A 17,248-nucleotide genomic window follows, 5' to 3' on the forward strand; every position below is an offset into this window, starting at 1 on the left:
TCCACCTCCGACCGCGTCACTGCGGCGACGACAACGCTCGGCCATACATGAACGAGCGTTCGTACGCTAGCTTCCCGAACGACTGATCACAAGAGGCATCTCACCGCGGCAGTGGCGCTTCGAGCAGCGCCAGTGAGTACCGCGCCTGCTGCTCGGCGAGCTGTCCCTTGGACAGCCGGCCTTCCGGCCGGTACCACGACGCGACCGCGCCCAGCGTCGACAGGATCGCGCGCGCCGAGTCGGCCGCATAGGGCGTGCGGAACTCCCCGCTCGCCGTACCCTGCGTGACGATGTCCTCGAAGATGCGCTGTGTCGCGTCCCGCTCGCGCACCAGTACGTCACGATCGGGACCGGCGAGATAACGCACCTCGCTGGTCGAGACGAGCATCGCCACCTGGTGCTCGACCACGAACGCCACGTACGCGCGCACCGCCTCACGCATCCGGGACGACGCGTCGTCACCCGCCTCGTCGACCGCATGCCGCAGCCGCGAGTGCAGCTCCTCGTTCGCGCGCCGGAGTACCTCCGCCAACAGCCGGGACTTCGACGGGAAGTAGTTGTAGAGGTTCGACAGGCTTGTGTCGGCCCCGCGCGCGACATCGCGCATGGACGCCCCGTTGAAGCCCTTCGTCCCGAACGCGTCGAGTGCGGCGTTGAGGATGGCGGCTTCGTTGCCTCGGCCGGTGTCGGCGATCAGTGTGACGGGCGAACGATCGTTCATGGCCGGTAGAGTACGGCACTCGGCGTGCTCCGTTCTTGACTTGACTGATTGCCATGCGGAGTGTTTCAGTCGAAGTAACATGAACGTTCGTTCGTACGGTGATGAAACGAAGGTGCAGCCGTGTCCGATTCCGAGCCGGGACGCTGGTTCGAAGACTTCCGCGTCGGAGAGCGTTTCACCAGCGCGCCGCGCACGGTCACCGAGACCGATCTGCTCGACTTCACCCGGCTCAGCGGTGACGACCACCCGATCCACAGCGGACCCGACGCGATCCTGCAGGGTCCGTTCGGTATCGCCGTCGCTCTCGGGCTGCTGCAGTCCCTCGGCCTGCACGGAAGTGCCGTCCAGGGACTGCTCGACACCCGGTGGACCTACCGGCGCCCGATCCGGGTCGGTGACACACTCCGTCTGGCGCTCACCGTGATCCGGTGCCGGCGGACCGCGAGCGGCACCCGGGGGGTCGTCGGGCGCCACATGGCGCTGGTCGACGCCGAGGGACAGGTCGTTCAGGAAGGGACCACCACCGCCCTACTCTCCGCGCGAGGTGCCGGACCCGACCCGATGGCCCGGGCGTTCGGCACCGTCGCCTGGGGCGAGGCCCTCGTCCAGCGACTCGGCTCCGACTTCGCCGAGTCGACGGCCACCTGGGACGGGACGATCGGGCTTCGGGCGGGCATCGACGAGGTGCACCTGCGCGTCTACCGGGGCTCGGTCATCGAGGTGACCGGCCGCGCCCCGCACGGGCCGACGTTCACCATGGAGGCCGACGAGATCACCTGGACCGAGCTCGTCGACGCGGAACGCAACGACTTCATGCGCTACGCCATGACCGGGCGGATCGCCTCACGCGGCAACGGGTACGAGTACCTGCGGCTCACCTCGACGCTGGCCATGATCGTCGACGCGGCGCGCCGTCTCGCCGAGGAGGAATCATGATCGAGGCTCAGTACCTGCGGGTCGGCGGCTCACTGGCGTTCGTCGAACAGGTCGGCACCGGCACACCGGTGCTGTGCCTGCACACGGCCGGGCAGAGTGGCGTTCAGTGGCGCCACTGCGCGACCGCGCTGGCGCGGCGCGGATACCGGGTCGTGGTGCCCGACCTGCCGGGGCACGGACGCTCGGAACCCGCGCCCGGCGGCCCGGTGACCGACCTCGGCGTCTACGCCCGGTGGTCCCTCGAACTCATGGAGCGGCTCGGGCTGGACGAGCCGTTCGTCGTGGGCTGTTCCATCGGGGGCAAGATCGCACTAGACCTGGCCTGCCGGGCTTCCGAGCGGCTCAGCGGTGTCGTCGCGATGGCGGCCGACGCCTGGACGGGCGGGCGGCCGTCGGTCCGGGCACTACGGCGGGAGCTGGTCGATGTCGCCGCTCCGAGCCGTACGGACCGCACCCATCTGGGCACACTCGCCGTGATCGGCCGGGCGGTGCCTCGGGAGCGCGCCGAGCTGATCGCCACGATGCACCGGCGTGAGGATCCCGCCGTCTCGGCGTCCGACCTGATCGGATGGTCCGGCCACGACCTGAGGGAGGACCTCCCCGGCGTTCGATGCCCTGTGCACCTGGTGGCAGGCGCGGACGATCTGTGGCTGGATGTCGATGCGGTGCGCTGGGCGGCCGGCCGGATACCCGGCGCTTGCTGCACCGTCCTCGACGGCGTCGGGCACTACCCGATGGAGGAGATCGACGGGTTCGACGGTGTGCTCGCCGATTGGCTGACCGAGATGCGCGCGGAGGTTGCCCGATGAGTACCGAGGACGCCGAGCGGACCGACAGCGGGGTGTCCCCGCACGCGGTGGCCGAGTTCCTGGCTCACGGCCCGGTCCCCACTCACCTCACCGACCTGCTCTGCCGGCTCGTCCAGCGGGACTCGAGCGCGGTCGCGGTCGTGGACAAGGATGCGCACGGCCGGTCGATCGAGGTCACCCGGGGCGAGCTCTGGCTGCGCACCCGCGCGCTCGCCGAGGACCTACGGCTGCGCGGGATCGGCGAGGGCGACCGTGTGGCGGTCTGGCTGCCGAACTGGAGCGACTCGCTGGCCTGGCAGTTCGCCGCGGCGGCCCGGGGTGCGCTGGTGATCGGGATCAACACCCGGTACAACGTCGACGAGGTCGAGCACGTGCTGCGCCGGGCACGCCCCAAGGTCGTCGCGCTCGCCCACGACTTCCACGGGCTCGATCTGATCGCGCGGCTGCGTGACGCGGTGTCGCGCTCGGAGGTCACTCCCTCGGTGGCCGTCGTGGCGGGCCCCGGCGCGCGCACGCCGGACCTCACCGGGTACGACGTCGGCGCGGGAGCATGGACCTACGGAGACACCTCGAACCCGCCACCGCTGCCGGCGGTGGCGGCGAACCCGCTGGTGGTCGCGTTCACGACGTCCGGCTCCACCGGGATGCCGAAGCTCGCCGCACACCGGGCCGCCGGAGTGCTGTCCCACGCGGTCGCCGACGCGAGCGCCATCGGCATCAGCGAGAGCGATGTCGTGCTGTGCGCGCTGCCGCTGACCGGCGTGTTCGGCTACAACACCGCGATGGCGGGACTCGCCGCCGGAGCGCTGTGCGTGTTCGAGCCGGTGTTCGACGCCGACGCGGTCCTCGACGACATGGCGGCGCGCTCGGTCACCCACGTGGTGGGCGGTGACGACCTGGTGCTGCGGCTCGCCGAGACGTGGCGGGACACTCCGCGCGACCTGTCGGCATGGCGCTGGTGGGGTGTGGCGGACTTCCAGGGCCGGTCGCGTGAGCTCGCCGCGTGGGCCCGCGACGAGTTCGGTACCTCGACCTCGGGCGTCTACGGTTCCTCCGAGCTGTTCGCGCTCACCTCGCTGTGGCCCGCCGACGAACCGCCGCCGGTCCGGTGGGTCGGCGGCGGCCGCGTCGTCCACGACGGCATCGAGGTCCGGGTCGCCGACCCGGCCACCGGAGACACGGTCGAGCTCGGCCGGGAGGGCGAACTGCAGTTCCGCGGCCCGAACGTCGTGGACGCCTATCTCGGCGACGACCAGGCGATGGACCGTGCCCGCACCGGCGACGGGTGGTTCCGGTCCGGTGACCTCGGCACCCTGGTGGCGGACGGCGTGTTCGCCTATGTCTGCCGAATGGGTGACGCGCTGCGGCTGCGCGGCTTTCTCGTTGATCCGGCCGAGATCGAGACCCGGCTCGCCGATCATCCGGCCGTGCACACGGCGAAGGTGGTCGGCATCCCCGACACCGACGGCGCGACGATCGCGATCGCGTTCGTCGTGGCTGTCGATGGCCGATCCACCGACCCTCGGGAGCTGCGCGGTTGGTGCGCCGAGGGACTGGCGCGGTTCAAGGTCCCGCACACCGTGCACGTCGTCGACGCCATGCCGACCACGTCGGGGACCAACGGGACCAAGATTCGCGCGGTGACGCTGCGGGAGTGGGCGAGCCAGCGGCATCGGTGACCCGCCCTCGGGTTCAGCGTCCGGCGGCCCCGAAGTAGTGCCCTTCCTCGAGGTCCTCGATGAGCCCGTGGTGCGTGGGCCTCCAGTCGAGGAGCTCTCGCGTGAGGGCGCTCGATGCGGGGCAGTCGGCACTGAAGAAGCGTCCGAGCCAGCCGAAGTGCTCGGCCGCCTGTTCGGTCGAGATCGAGGCGACCGGAAGACCGAGACCCCGGCCGACGGCTTCGGCGATCGCACGCGTGGGCACGCCCTCTTCGGCGACCGCGTGCAGCGTCGATCCGGCCGGTGCCTCGTCCACGGCGAGGCGCACAAGCGTGGCGGCGTCCAGGCGGTGCACAGCGGGCCAGCGGTTGGCGCCGTCCCCGATGTAGGCCGAGACGCCCGTGGTCCTCGCGAATTCGATCAGGGCGGGCACCAGACCGTAGTCGCCCTCGCCGTGGACCGACGGCGCGAAGCGGACGACCGACGAACGCACCCCGCGAGCCGCCAGCTCGAGCGCGGCCTGGGCGTTGGCGACCCTGGGGTGGGCGCGCGGGTCACCCGTGTCACGCTCGGTCGCCGTACGGTCCGCCGCCAGACCGAGCGTGCCCGCGGCGATGACCAGCGGCCGGTCGGTCCCTTCGAGGACGTCACCGAACGCGGCGATGGCGTCCAGGTCCATCCGCGCGGCCTTGTCCATCTGCGAGAAGTCATGGTGGTAGGCGAGGTGGACCACGCCGTCGGCCGCCTTCGCGCCGGACCGGAGACTCTCCAGGTCGTCCAGATCTCCCCGGATCACGTCCACACCCGGCTCGGCCACGGCGGCGGCCGCGCGATCGGATCGGGCTAGCGCCACGACCTGGTGCCCGGCGCTCAGCAGCTCACGCACCGCGACCGACCCGACCCAGCCGGACGCTCCGGTGACGAATACGCGCATAGGAATCGACTCCTTCTGACTCACGTACCAAGTGATGTCACTTGATGACATAACCGTACACCCTGATGTCATTTAGTGTCATCGCCTAGACTGCGCGCCATGGGCCGATGGGAGCCGAACGCGAGCGGTCGACTTCGCGAGGCCGCACTGGAGCTGTACGTCGAGCGCGGCTTCGACAACACCACGGTCGCGGAGATCGCGGACCGCGCGGGACTCACGGCCAGGACGTTCTTCCGTCACTTCGCGGACAAGCGCGAGGTACTCTTCGCCGGCTCGAACACCTTGCTCGAGCGCCTCCGGGGGGCTCTCGACGAGGCGCCGGACGTCGCCTCACCGATGGAAGCGGCGGTGGCCGCCCTCGGCACCGCCTCGGCCGAACTCACCCAGCACCGTGACTACGCTCGGCGCCGCCAGTCCGTGATCACCGCGAACGCCGAGCTGCGGGAGCGTGAACTGGTCAAGATGGCGACGCTGTCGACCACGATCACCACGAGCCTGGGCGCCAAGGGCGTACCCGAAGCGGATGCACACATGGCCGCCGAGGTGGCTATCGCCGTCTTCCGCGTCGCGTTCGAACGCTGGCTGACCGACCAGCCCGAACGCCCCCTCACCGAGGTCATCGATGAGTCACTGCTCCATCTGCGTGCGCTGGCGGCGCCCGCACCGTGATCGACGGTGCAGGTCAGATGCCAGAGGGGGCCGCCAGCAGCTCCGCCACCGCCGTGTCGATGAAGTCGGTGTCGACCGGGTTCTTGCCGCCGCCCGCGAAGTGACCCCAGACGCCGGGGATCACGCGCAGCTCGGCGTTCTTCATGTGCGACACCGCCCAGGCTTCGTCCTCGGGCGGGAAGTACAGGTCCTTCTCCGCGGGCATGACGATCGCCCTCGCCCGGATGGAGGCCAGCGCCTCCTCGGTCGAGCCGAACCCCGGGGTACGCCCGACGTCGCCGTTCCACCAGGTGTCGAGCATCGTCAACAGGTTGTTCGGGTCGCGGTCGTCGAGGAAGAAGCCCTCCCAGAAGTCCACGATGAAGTCCTCGAGCGAGGTGTGCCCGAGCTCGCGCCACGCCTCGTTCCAGTAGAAGGCCTGGGAGAACCCCCAACCCGCGTACACCCGAGCCGCCGCGCGCAGGCCGGCCACCGGCCATCTGTCCGGCTCGTACCACCCGCCCGCGAACACCTGGTCGGCAGTCAGCGCGGCGCGCACCGAGTCCAGGAACACCCTGTTGTGCGGCGCGGTCCGGGGCGACCCGCAGAACGGGAGTACGCGCTGCACCATCTCGGGATGGCTCACCGCCCACTGGTAGCTCTGCCCCGCCCCCATCGACCAGCCGAGCACCAGTGGCAATGTCTCGATGCCGAACACCTCGGTCACCAGCCGGTGCTGCGACGCCACGTTGTCCCGTACCGAGATGCGCGGGAATCGTGCCCGGTCGCTCGGCGGCGCGGTGTTCGACGGAGACGAGGACAGCCCGTTTCCTAGCATGTTCGGCACGATGATGAACCAGCGCTCGGGATCGAGCGCCCGTCCCTCGCCGATGAGCCATTCGTTGTCCCAGTGCCTGCCGGAGTACCAGGTCGGATAGACGATCGCGTTCGTCCGGTCGGCGTTGAGCGTGCCGTAGGTCTGGTACGCGACCCTCGCCGGCCGCAGCGTGACCCCGCATTCGAGCGTGAAGTCGGGGATCTCGTGGACGTCGTAGGGAGCATCAGCGCCTGTCAACTCGCCACCTCCGGTGAACGGACCAAGCTGCTTTCAGATGAAAGTATTTGCCCCGCCGAAACCCTGTCAAGGGCCGACCGGCTCCCGCCCCTTCGCCCGCCAGCCCGCTTCGATCTCCTCGAGCGACCGTCCGGACGTCTCCGGCACCCTGGCCAGTACGTACACGGCACCGAGCACGGACAGCACCGCATAGATGCCGAAGATCCAGAAGCCGATCGCGTTCAGGATGCTCGGAAAGGTGAGCGAGAACAGGAAGTTGAACAGGTACTGGGTGAACGTGACGACGCCCATGCCGATCGCTCTGGCGCGCAACGGCAGCACCTCCGGCACGTACAGCCAGAAGACCGGCCCGAGGCCGAAGCCGAACGCGAACGTGTAGACGAACACGCAGATGACGTCGAGCAGCGTCTGATGCGGGAACAGCGCCAACAGCACGAGCGGAGGCGTCTGGGCACCCAGGCTGATGGCGAGCAGCTTGACCCGGCCGAGGCGGTCGATGAAGGGCAACGACAGCGCGGTGGACAGCACCAGTGCACCGCCGACGCTGTAGTTGGCGATGACACCGGTGTTGCTGGAGTGCTCGGCGATGCCGGTGAACACCGTCGGCGCGTAGTAGACGACGGCGTTGATGCCGGTGAAGACCTGGAAGAAGGTGAGCACCAGGGTGACCGTCAACGCGGGCCGGTAGCGCCGGATCAGGTCGCCGAGGCGGGATTCCTGTTCGGAGAGACTGCCCCGGACCTCGGCCACCTCGGCATCGGCCTCCGCGCGGGTCGGACGGAGGCGGGCCAGTACCGCGCGAGCTTCCTCGTCACGGCCACGCAGGATCAGCCACCTCGGGCTGTGCGGGCTGATCATCATCCCGGCCAGGAACAACACGGCGGGAAGCGCCCCGAGCCCGAGCATCCACTCCCAGGCCTCCGAGCTGACAAGCGCGTCGCCGACCGCGTACGCCAGCAGGATGCCGATGTTCACGCTGAGCTGGTACAGCGCGCTGATCAGGCCTCTGACCCGTTTCGGCGCGAGCTCGGTGAGATGGATCAGGCCGAACATGTTCGCCAGCCCGACCGCGAGGCCGAGTACGAACCGGGCCAGCAGCAACACCGGGATGTCCGGCGCCAGAGCACACCCGAGCGAGCCGAGCACGAAGATCACGCCGGCCACGATCAGCAACGTCCGGCGGTCGAACCGCCGGGCGACCAGGGTGCCCACCACGATCGCGGGCAGCGCACCGAGCAGGATCAGGCTCGTCACCAGCCCCTGTTCGGCCGCGGTCAGACCGAACTGCTTCGTGACGAACGGGAGCGCGGTGGAGATCGCACCCGAGTCGTAGCCGTACAGCAGCCCTGCCATGCCACCGAGGATCGCGACGACCGTCACGAAGCGGGGTAGCGGCGCGGCGGGGTCGTCCGCCCTCGGCTCGGCCACGATCCGATCGAAGTCGGACATCGGTCCTCCGGTATTCGCGTCGATGCGAGCCTGGCGACGAGAATCCACCGGACCACATTTCCTATAGGAAGAGAGCGTCGTCACTATCTGGCACGGTCCTGTCCGCCGTCAAGCATCAGCCGGTCAAATCGACATCTTTCCTATAGGATCGAGCGCACTCAACGGCCGAGGGGAGCATGCGTGCGACGCGTGGTTCAGGAGATCCGGGTGCGTCCGGGGCAGCTCGACGAGTACCGCCGGCTGCACCAGCGCGTCCCCGGTCCCGTACTGGACCGGATCCGGCGCTCCCACATCGCCAACTACTCCATCCACCTGCTCGGTGACCGGCTGATCGGGTACTTCGAGTACCACGGCGACGATCTCGCCGCCGACCTCGCGGCGATGGCCGCCGACGAACCGACCCTGCGGTGGTGGGCCCTCACCGATCCGCTCCAGGAACCCCTGCCCGAGGCCGGCGCCGGTGAGCACTGGGCGACGGCACGGCAGATTTTCTCCCTCGAAGAACAAGAGCAGGAGCAGCAATGACCGATTCGAGTCCGGAGTTCGACGGGCTGGTGGCCGCGGTCACCGGTGGCGCATCGGGGATCGGCCTCGCCGCCGCCCGACGCCTCGCCGAGGGTGGTGCGCAGGTCGCCGTGCTGGACCTCGTCGAGGCCCCCGAACCGTTCGCCAGTTTCCGGTGCGACGTCACCGACGTCCGGTCGGTCCGGGACGCGATCGACGGGATCGCCGCGCGGTTCGGCAGGCTCGACGTGCTCGTCAACAACGCCGGTATCGGTGCGCAGGGCACCGTCGCGGACAACGACGAGGACCAATGGCACCGGGTGCTCGACGTCAACGTCGTGGGCATGGCCAGGGTGACCTCGGCGGCGCTGCCGCTGCTGCGGAGGTCACCCAGCGCGGCGATCGTCAACACGTGCTCCATCGCGGCGACCGCGGGTCTGCCGCAGCGCGCGCTCTATTCGGCGAGCAAGGGCGCCGTCCTCGCGCTGACCAGGGCCATGGCCGCTGACCATCTGCGCGAAGGCATCCGGGTCAACTGTGTGAACCCCGGAACCGCCGACACGCCGTGGGTGGGCCGGCTGCTCGACAAGGCGGACGACCCCGCCGCGGAACGGGCGGCGCTCGAAGCGCGGCAGCCCTCGGGACGCCTGGTCAGTGCTGACGAGGTCGCGGGCGCGATCGCCTACCTGGCCAGCCCGAGATCCGGGGCGACCACCGGGGCCGACCTCGCGGTGGACGGCGGCATGCAGAACCTGCGACTTCGGCCCACCTGATGGACCGGGCACCCGGCACGATCGTGAGCGGATTCGACGAACTGGCCATCGGCCGGATCGGATTCGGCGCCGCCGCGATCGGCGGGCTCTACCGCCCGGTCGACGAGGACTCGGCACAGGCCGCGCTCACCAGGGCGTGGGAGCGAGGTATCCGCTATTTCGACACCGCTCCGCACTACGGCGCCGGGCTGTCCGAGGAGCGTCTCGGGCGGTTCCTGGCCGGTAGGAGCGATGCTGTGGTCTCCACGAAGGTCGGGCGCCTGCTCGTTCCCGGCCACCCACCGGAGGCAGGCGCGGCCGAGGGGTTCTACGGCTCTCCCGATCGCGTGCGACAGCAGGACTTCAGCCGGGACGGCGTTCTCCGTTCGGTCGAGGACAGCCTGGGCAGGCTCGGTCTGGATCGGATCGACGTGCTGTACATCCACGATCCGGACGACCACGAGGAACAGGCGCTGCGCGAGGCGTACCCCGCGCTGGCGGAGCTCCGGGCGCAGGGCGCCGTGCGGGCCATCGGCGTCGGCATGAACACCACTCGCATACCGGTGCGCTTCGTCCGGGAGACCGATCTCGACTGCGTGCTGGTGGCCGGCCGGTACACACTCCTCGACCGGTCGGCCGCCGACGAGCTGCTGCCACTGTGCCGGGAGCGCGGCGTCGCGGTGGTGGGCGCCGGTGTGTACAACAGCGGCCTGCTCGCCGACCCGAGCGCGGGTGCCACGTACGACTACGCGGAGGCGTCCTCGGAGCAGCTGGCCACGGCCACCCGGATGGCCCGGGTGTGTGCGCGCAGAGGTGTCTCGCTGCGCGCCGCCGCCCTCGGATTCTCGCTCTCGCACCCAGCCGTGCGGACGGTGCTGATCGGGATGCGTTCGGTCGAGGAGGTCGACCAGAACCTGACCGACGCGGCCGCGTCGATCCCGCCCGGGCTGTGGGACGAGCTGTTCGCGGAGGGGGCCTGATGACTGATCTGGTCGATGCCCATCACCACGTCTGGGACCTGACCGTGCGGGACCAACCGTGGATCAGCGGGCCGACTCTGGAACCTCTGCGGCGAAGCTTCCCGCTGGCTCGGCTGCCCCGACGGGCAGTGCGGACGGTGGTCGTGCAGACCGTCTCCGACGAGTCCGAGACCCGTGAGCTGCTACGGCTCGGGCCTCCGGTGGCGGCCGTCGTGGGCTGGGTCGATCTCACCGCGCCGGACGTCGGTGCACGGCTGGCCGCGCTGCTCGACGGCCCTGGCGGACACAGACTGGCCGGAGTGCGCCACCAGGTGCAGGACGAGACGGACCCCGAATGGCTGTGCCGGCCCGACGTCAGGCGTGGCCTGCGTGCGGTGTCCGACGCCGGGCTGGTGTTCGACCTCCTGGTCACGCCGGCGCAGCTCCCGGCGGCGATCGCCACGGTCCGTGCGTTGCCCGAGGCGCGGTTCGTGCTCGATCACCTGGGCAAACCTCGCATCGCCGAGGGCGCCGACGCCCAGTGGTCCTCGCTGGTGGGCGCGCTGGCCGAATCCGAGAACGTCGACGCCAAGCTGTCCGGGCTGGTCACCGAGGCCGACCTGGGGTCGTGGACGGTGCAGGACCTGCGTCCGTTCGTCGAGCACGCCCTGACGGTCTTCGGTCCGCGGCGTCTCATGTTCGGCTCGGACTGGCCCGTCTGCACGCTCGCCGCCTCCTACGACGAGGTGCTCGCCGCCGCCGGCACCCTCACCGAGGGCCTCACCGCCACCGAGCGCACCTCGGTGTTCCACTCCACCGCGACGCGTGTGTACCGACTCGACACGCCCACACACATATAGGATCACCGACCGTGCCAGAGCCGCCGCACCGTGAGGTGCTGACCGACCGGGTCTACGAGCTCGTGAAAGCCATGGTGATGGATCACGAGATCGAGCCAGGCGCTCGCGTGAGCATCGACGGGCTCGCGCGCCATCTCGACGTGTCCCCCACTCCGGTACGCGAAGCGCTGGCCAGGCTGGAGTCCGACGGACTGGTGGTCAAGCGACCGCTCGTCGGCTACCGGGCGACCGAGCTACTGGACGCCGACGGCCTGACCGATCTGTTCGACATGCGACTGCTGCTCGAGCCGAGGGCCGCCGAGCTCGCGGCCGTCCACGCCACCGACGCCCAGCTCGACCTGCTCGAGTCGATCGTCGAACAGATGCGCGGCCATCCGGTCACCGGCGAGCGCTACGCCGTCTACCAGCGGTTCGCGGTACTCGACCAGGAGTTCCACGACACCCTCGCCCAGGCCGCCTGCCGGCCGTTGCTGGCCGACGCCGTGCAACGGCTGCACGCCCACCTGCACATGTTCCGGCTCAACAGTGCGCCGGGAGCGGGTCGCGCGACGGTGGCGGAGCACGACCGCATCCTGCGCGCCGTTCTGCGTCGCAGCCCCGATCGTGCCCGCGACGCGATGACCGAGCACCTGCGCAGCAGCCAGGACCGCCACCGCGACGCACTCACCAGGGACGACACCAAGATCACCACCGTCTGAGGGCTGTTTCTCCGCTCGCTAACAGCCCTCACGCGGTGGTGATCTTGGCTTGCTCGCGGGGAGTCAGGCCACCCGGTGGTCGTCGACCCGGTCCCGGTCCCAGGCGATGCCCAGGCCTGGGCGGTCGGGGGCCACCGCGTGGCCGTCGACGATGCTCAGCTGGTCGGTGGTGATCGCTCGCAGCTGTGGGATGTGCTCGACGTAGCGCCCGTTGGGCACGGCGGCGACGAGGCTGACGTGGATCTCCATCAGGAAATGCGGACACACCTGCACGTTGAACGCCTCGGCGAGATGGGCGACCTTCAGCCACGGCGTGATGCCGCCGATACGGGCCACGTCGACCTGCACGATCCCGGCCGCGCCGCGGTGCAGGTACTCGCGGAAGTGGCCGATGGAGTACATCGACTCCCCCACTGCGACCGGGATCCGCGTGCTGGCGGCGAGCCGCTCGTGTCCCGCGACGTCGTCGGCAGGCAGTGGCTCCTCGAACCAGGCCACATCGTAGGGCTCCAGCAGCGCCGCCCTGCGGATCGCCTCCGGCGCGGTCATCGACTGGTTGGCGTCGACCATGATGTCCATGTCGTCGCCGATCGCCTCGCGGACGGCTCGCACACGCGCGGCGTCCTCGACGCCGGTGGGCCTGCCGACCTTCAGCTTGACGCCCTTCCAGCCCTGTTCGCGCGCCTCGAGCGCCGAGCTGACCAGCTCGTCGGCATCCAGCTGGAGCCAGCCGCCCTCCGTGTCGTAGAGCGGGACCGAGTCGCGGAACCCGCCGGCCAGGCGCCACAGCGGTTCACCCGCGCGCAGGCACCGCAGGTCCCACAGAGCGAGGTCCACCGCGGCCATGGCGAGCGCGGTGATCGCTCCGACGCTGGTGGCCCTCGTCGAGTCGTACAGGGCCCGCCAGGTGCCCTCGACGTTTCTGGCGTCCCGGCCGAGCAGCTCGGGCAGCAGGTGGTCACGCAGCATCGACAGGACCGCTCTACCGCCGGTGCCGATCGTATAGGAGTAGCCGGTCCCCGCCATCCCGTCATCGCAGGCGAGCTCGACGAACAGCGTCTCCTGCTTGATGAAGCTCTGCATCGCATCCGTCCGCACCGTCTCCACAGGTACGTCCACCAGGTAGGCCTCAGCCGAAACGAGGACAGCCACACCGATCACATCTTCCTATATGATTTCGCACGTCAGCGTCCAGAATGCTATAGGAATCAGCCACGAGCAAGCAGCGGTCTCGAACCGGTGCCATGCCGGTCAGTGAATGCACACGGACAGTAAGGTCGTTGCGTGCGCGATCAGCAGCAACAGCCCTCCGGCCCCGGTGATGATCGCTCGGTGTCGGGACGCCGGATGAGCACCAGGCTCCGCGAGTTCGATCGCGCGGCGGTCGGGGCCGCACGCGCCGTCCGCAGGCTGGCGCCCGGCGGAGACCAGCTCGACGAGGCTCGCGACCAGCAGGGCGGCCGCACCTCCGACCGGATAGCGAGGCTCATCGAAGAAGTCGGCGCCGACCGCCCGAGCGCAAGCAGGGAACTGGGACTCGCCGCGGTCGCCACCTGGCAGTCACTGGCCCGGCGCCGGGACGTCGGCCGCAACGGGGCAGCCGTCACGATCCTGTTCACCGACCTCGTCGACTTCTCCAGCTGGGCGCTGCTGGTCGGTGACGACACCGTGTTGCGGCTGCTGCGCAAGGTCGGCCGGGTGTGCGAGACCGCGGCGAGCCGGTACCGGGGCACGGTGGTCAAGTCCCTCGGCGACGGTCTGATGGTGGCGTTCGCTAACCCGACCGCCGCGATCGAGGCCGGGTGCGAGATGTGCACGGCCGTCAGCGCGATCGACATCGACGGCTACCGCCCTCAGCTCAGAGCAGGCCTGCACACCGGGCACCCCCGGCGCGTCGGCAAGGATTACATCGGCGTGGACGTCAACATCGCCGCGAGGGTGTCAGCCGCGGCCGCCGGCGGCCAGGTGCTGGCCAGCGATGCCGCGCTCGCCGAGGTCGACCGGGAGCGCTACCGGCTGCGCCGCAAACGGGGCTTCCGCGCGAAAGGCGCTCCCACCGACATCGAGGTCTTTTCCGTCACGCCCCTGAGCTAGACGACGGCCCCCTCACCTCGCAGAGCGCCGTGTTGTGTCGCAGACGCTGCAGTGTCTGCGACACAACGTGAAGCTCTGCGAGGTCGCAGCTCGGTGCGGAGACCGCTCTCAGGCGGTCAGCGTGGACAGCACCCGGTCCAGCGCGGCGACGGCTGTGTCCAGCTCATCGACGGTCACCGTGAGCGCGGGGCGCAGCCGCAGGCTCGCGTCACCGCAGCCGAGCATGATGACGCGCTCGTCGGCCAACAGCCGGCCGACGATCTCGTCGCGCAACCGAGGGTCGGCGACGGTGACAGCGCACATCAACCCGCGCCCTCGCACCTCGCTGATCACCGAATGCCGCGCGGCGACGTCGCGCAGACCGGCGAGCAGGTGGTCACCCAACGCCCCGGCACGCTCGATGAGGCCGTCCCGTTCGATGACCTCGAAGATGCGTCGAGCGCGCACCATGTCGGCCAGGTTGCCACCCCAGGTCGAGTTGATCCGCGAGGACACGGCGAAGGCGTTGTCCGACACCTCGTCGACCCTGCCGCCCGCCATCACCCCACACACCTGCGCCTTCTTCCCGAAAGCGACGATGTCGGGGCGCAGCCCGAGCTGCTGATAGGCCCAGGCCGTACCGGTCATGCCGACTCCGGTCTGCACCTCGTCGAGCACGAACAGCGCGTCGAACTCGTGACACAGCGCCTGCATCGCCCGCAGGAACTCGGGCCGAAGATGGTTGTCGCCGCCCTCGCCCTGGATCGGCTCCGCGATGAAGCACGCGATGTCATGAGGATTGGTCTCGAACGCCGTGCGCGCCGCGGCGAGGCTCGCGCGCTCGGCCGCGGCGATGTCGGCGTTGCCGTTGATCGAGGGAGACGGGATCCGGGGCCAGTCGAACTTCGGGAACCGGGCGACCTTGTTCGGGTCGGTGTTGGTCAACGACATCGTGTAACCGCTGCGACCGTGGAACGCCTTCTCCAGGTGCATGACCTGCTTACCCAGCTCGGGGTCGATGCCGTGCGCCTCGTTCCACCGGCTCTTCCAGTCGAACGCGATCTTCAGTGCGTTCTCCACGGCGAGCGCCCCGCCGTCGATGAAGAACAGGTGGGGCAGCGCCGGGTCGCCCAGCACACGGGCGAAGGTGTCGACGAACCGCGCCATCGGCACCGTGTAGACGTCGGAGTTGCTCGGCTTGTTGACGGCGGCGCGGCCCAGCTCGTCGAGGAACACGTCGTCCGCGGCGAGTGCCGGATGGTTCATGCCCAGCGCGGAGGACGCGAAGAACGTGAACATGTCGAGGTACTCGGTGCCATCTCGAGCGTCCACGAGGATCGAGCCCCGCGAACGGTCGAGATCGAGCACGAGGTCGTATCCGTCGGCGAGCATGTGACGCGCGATCGACGGGCGGACCGTGGCGGCGGACAGTGCTGTAGGAGCAACCTGGGTAACCGTCATAATCGCCACGTTACCGTAAAAATATCGTCAACGTAGCTTAACGACAGGAAATTCTCCTGTAGTAGGTCTAGTCAGAGCGTCCCCTGGCGCGCGGCTCGCCAAAGGTCGACGTTGCCGTCCTCGGCCAGGAGTCCCTCGATCTCGGTCAGCTCCTGGGTGGTGAGCGCGAGGTTGCGCAGGGTGTCGACGTTCTGGTCCAGCTGCGCGACGGACGACGCGCCGATCACCAGCGACGTGACCCTCTCGTCCCGCAGCGCCCAGGCCAGCGCCAGCTGAGCGAGGCTCTGACCACGACGGTTGGCGATGGCGTCGAGCTTGCGGAGCCGGTCGAGCATCTCGTCGGTCAGCCAGTCCGTCTCGAACGACTTGTCCTGGGTGGCGCGTGACCCTTCGGGGATACCGTCGAGGTAGCGGGAGGTGAGCAGTCCCTGGGCGAGCGCGGTGAACCCGATGACACCGAAACCCTCATCCGCCGCCGCGTCGAGCAGTCCCTCGGTCTCGATCCAGCGGTTGAGCATCGAGTACGACGGCTGGTGGATCAGCAGCGGGGTGCCCAGGTCACGGAGCAGCCCGGCCATCGTCCGCGAGTCCTCGGCGGTGTAGGACGAGATGCCCACGTAGAGCGCCTTGCCGTGACGGACCGCGGCGGCGAGCGCGTTGGCGGTCTCCTCGAGCGGCGTCGTCGGGTCGTACCGGTGGGAGTAGAAGATGTCGACGTAGTCGAGCCCGAGCCGGGTCAACGACTGGTCGAGTGAGGACAGCACGTACTTGCGCGAGCCGCCGCCCTGACCGTACGGGCCGGGCCACATGTCCCATCCGGCCTTGGTGGACACGATCAGCTCGTCCCGGTGCGCGGCGAGGTCCTCACGCAGGATCCGGCCCGCGTTGATCTCCGCGGCGCCGTACGGCGGCCCGTAGTTGTTCGCCAGGTCGAAGTGGGTGACGCCCTGGTCGAAGGCACGCAGCGCGATCGAGCGTTGGGTCTCGAACGGCCGGTCGTCACCGAAGTTGTGCCAGAACCCCAGCGAGAGCATCGGCAGGTCGAGGCCGGACCGGCCACTGCGCCGGTACTTCATGACACCCTCGTAGCGAGCGGGGTCGGGACGGTAGGTCATCGGCGTCTCCTCCTGGATCGTCTACCTCCACCCTGGCACCGCCGAGCCGCCCACGCCCGCCCAGCGAGCCCACTGCGCACATCCAGCCCGCACCAGCCGCACCAGCACCACCTCGCAGAGGCTCATGTTGCGTCGCAGACACTGCAGCATCTGCGACGCAACACGAAGCTCTGCGACATGAGACAAAAGTGACCACAGAGACTCATGGGACTACACGCAGCGCGCGAGGGCGCAGCCCGATACGCAAAGACAGCGCCATTGGCACGCCACCCCGTACGGCATGCACGCCACCTGCGAGTGGACACACACCACCCCCTTCCCCGCGATCCTGGCTAAGCACTTGGCGTGGCCGCCCGCTGTCAACCCTGAAACCTCGCCCCCGAACCCGTGCAACCAGGAACGAGCGCGAGGCCGGCGCCAGCCGGGGGTTGAGAGCGGGCGGCCACGCCAAGCACACTGAAAGCCAGCGGGGATGCACCTCTCAAGACACCCCCATGCCCCCGGCTCAGCACAAGAGAGCGTCACCACCCACGCAGGTCGACAGGCCAGCGCTCCAGCACCCGATCACCGCTGGCCAGATACATCGCCTCGTGCAG

At 69.5% G+C, this 17,248-nt stretch carries 17 protein-coding genes; 10 read left to right on the top strand and 7 right to left on the bottom strand.

Going from position 1 to position 17,248, the window contains the following annotated elements; translation table 11 throughout:
* Nucleotides 1-100: 100 nt before the first annotated feature.
* Complete coding sequence (locus G406_RS0107340) at nt 101-721, bottom strand: TetR/AcrR family transcriptional regulator (RefSeq protein ID WP_028933344.1); 621 nt, start codon at nt 719-721, stop codon at nt 101-103.
* Between the two features lie 120 nt (nt 722-841).
* Here G406_RS0107340 and G406_RS53710 point away from each other — a divergent pair, with 120 nt between their 5' ends.
* Genes G406_RS53710 through G406_RS45170 form a run of 3 tightly spaced genes read left to right on the top strand, consistent with a single transcriptional unit; the run spans nt 842 to nt 4,145 of the window.
* Complete coding sequence (locus G406_RS53710; RefSeq protein ID WP_051341758.1) at nt 842-1,657, top strand: MaoC/PaaZ C-terminal domain-containing protein; 816 nt, start codon at nt 842-844, stop codon at nt 1,655-1,657.
* Entirely contained in the window at nt 1,654-2,466 is an 813-nt protein-coding gene (locus G406_RS0107350) for an alpha/beta fold hydrolase (RefSeq protein WP_028933345.1), read from the top strand. The genes G406_RS53710 and G406_RS0107350 overlap by 4 nt, the downstream gene beginning before the upstream one ends.
* Nucleotides 2,463-4,145: an AMP-binding protein gene (locus G406_RS45170; protein WP_084215833.1), complete on the top strand. Its 1,683-nt coding sequence runs from the start codon at nt 2,463-2,465 to the stop codon at nt 4,143-4,145. The genes G406_RS0107350 and G406_RS45170 overlap by 4 nt, the downstream gene beginning before the upstream one ends.
* A gap of 13 nt (nt 4,146-4,158) precedes the next feature.
* On the opposite strand, the gene G406_RS0107360 is transcribed toward G406_RS45170, so the two are convergent.
* Nucleotides 4,159-5,058 (bottom strand): SDR family oxidoreductase, encoded by a 900-nt coding sequence (locus G406_RS0107360; protein ID WP_028933346.1) that lies wholly within the window; start codon nt 5,056-5,058, stop codon nt 4,159-4,161.
* A gap of 99 nt (nt 5,059-5,157) precedes the next feature.
* Here G406_RS0107360 and G406_RS0107365 point away from each other — a divergent pair, with 99 nt between their 5' ends.
* Nucleotides 5,158-5,727: a TetR family transcriptional regulator gene (locus G406_RS0107365; protein ID WP_028933347.1), complete on the top strand. Its 570-nt coding sequence runs from the start codon at nt 5,158-5,160 to the stop codon at nt 5,725-5,727.
* A 13-nt stretch (nt 5,728-5,740) separates the two neighbouring features.
* On the opposite strand, the gene G406_RS0107370 is transcribed toward G406_RS0107365, so the two are convergent.
* Both G406_RS0107370 and G406_RS45175 read right to left on the bottom strand, forming a co-directional pair.
* Nucleotides 5,741-6,781, bottom strand: a complete 1,041-nt coding sequence (locus G406_RS0107370; protein WP_028933348.1) for an alpha/beta fold hydrolase — start codon at nt 6,779-6,781, stop codon at nt 5,741-5,743.
* Between the two features lie 66 nt (nt 6,782-6,847).
* The gene (locus G406_RS45175; RefSeq protein WP_051341759.1) at nt 6,848-8,230 is read right to left on the bottom strand and encodes a sugar porter family MFS transporter; all 1,383 of its coding nucleotides are present in this window, start codon (nt 8,228-8,230) and stop codon (nt 6,848-6,850) included.
* A gap of 180 nt (nt 8,231-8,410) precedes the next feature.
* On the opposite strand from G406_RS45175, the gene G406_RS0107380 reads away from it, so the two are divergent.
* The 5 genes from G406_RS0107380 to G406_RS0107400 are packed head-to-tail and all read left to right on the top strand — an operon-like array spanning nt 8,411 to nt 12,003.
* The gene (locus G406_RS0107380) at nt 8,411-8,755 is read left to right on the top strand and encodes an L-rhamnose mutarotase (protein WP_028933349.1); all 345 of its coding nucleotides are present in this window, start codon (nt 8,411-8,413) and stop codon (nt 8,753-8,755) included.
* On the top strand, nt 8,752-9,507 hold the full coding sequence (locus G406_RS0107385) for an SDR family NAD(P)-dependent oxidoreductase (protein ID WP_028933350.1): 756 nt from the start codon (nt 8,752-8,754) through the stop codon (nt 9,505-9,507). The genes G406_RS0107380 and G406_RS0107385 overlap by 4 nt, the downstream gene beginning before the upstream one ends.
* A complete protein-coding gene (locus tag G406_RS0107390) occupies nt 9,507-10,466 on the top strand; it encodes an aldo/keto reductase (protein ID WP_037075458.1) in 960 nt (319 codons plus the stop codon). Before G406_RS0107385 ends, G406_RS0107390 begins: the two co-directional genes overlap by 1 nt.
* 8 nt (nt 10,467-10,474) lie before the next feature.
* Nucleotides 10,475-11,305: an amidohydrolase family protein gene (locus G406_RS0107395; protein ID WP_211241069.1), complete on the top strand. Its 831-nt coding sequence runs from the start codon at nt 10,475-10,477 to the stop codon at nt 11,303-11,305.
* A gap of 11 nt (nt 11,306-11,316) precedes the next feature.
* The gene (locus G406_RS0107400) at nt 11,317-12,003 is read left to right on the top strand and encodes a GntR family transcriptional regulator (RefSeq protein ID WP_211241056.1); all 687 of its coding nucleotides are present in this window, start codon (nt 11,317-11,319) and stop codon (nt 12,001-12,003) included.
* Between the two features lie 63 nt (nt 12,004-12,066).
* Here the strand turns inward: G406_RS0107400 and G406_RS0107405 are convergent, their stop codons facing one another.
* Nucleotides 12,067-13,155, bottom strand: a complete 1,089-nt coding sequence (locus G406_RS0107405) for a mandelate racemase/muconate lactonizing enzyme family protein (protein WP_028933354.1) — start codon at nt 13,153-13,155, stop codon at nt 12,067-12,069.
* Between the two features lie 195 nt (nt 13,156-13,350).
* Between G406_RS0107405 and G406_RS0107410 the strand changes: the two genes are divergently transcribed.
* Nucleotides 13,351-14,097: an adenylate/guanylate cyclase domain-containing protein gene (locus G406_RS0107410; RefSeq protein ID WP_084215835.1), complete on the top strand. Its 747-nt coding sequence runs from the start codon at nt 13,351-13,353 to the stop codon at nt 14,095-14,097.
* Nucleotides 14,098-14,205: 108 nt separating this feature from the next.
* On the opposite strand, the gene lat is transcribed toward G406_RS0107410, so the two are convergent.
* Nucleotides 14,206-15,537, bottom strand: a complete 1,332-nt coding sequence (lat, locus tag G406_RS0107415) for an L-lysine 6-transaminase (protein ID WP_051341760.1) — start codon at nt 15,535-15,537, stop codon at nt 14,206-14,208.
* A 71-nt stretch (nt 15,538-15,608) separates the two neighbouring features.
* A complete protein-coding gene (gene mgrA / locus G406_RS0107420) occupies nt 15,609-16,652 on the bottom strand; it encodes an L-glyceraldehyde 3-phosphate reductase (RefSeq protein WP_028933357.1) in 1,044 nt (347 codons plus the stop codon).
* Nucleotides 16,653-17,248 lie beyond the last annotated feature (596 nt).

This window comes from Actinospineispora spinosispora DSM 44797, from assembly GCF_000429025.1.
Lineage (GTDB): Bacteria > Actinomycetota > Actinomycetes > Mycobacteriales > Pseudonocardiaceae > Pseudonocardia > Pseudonocardia spinosispora.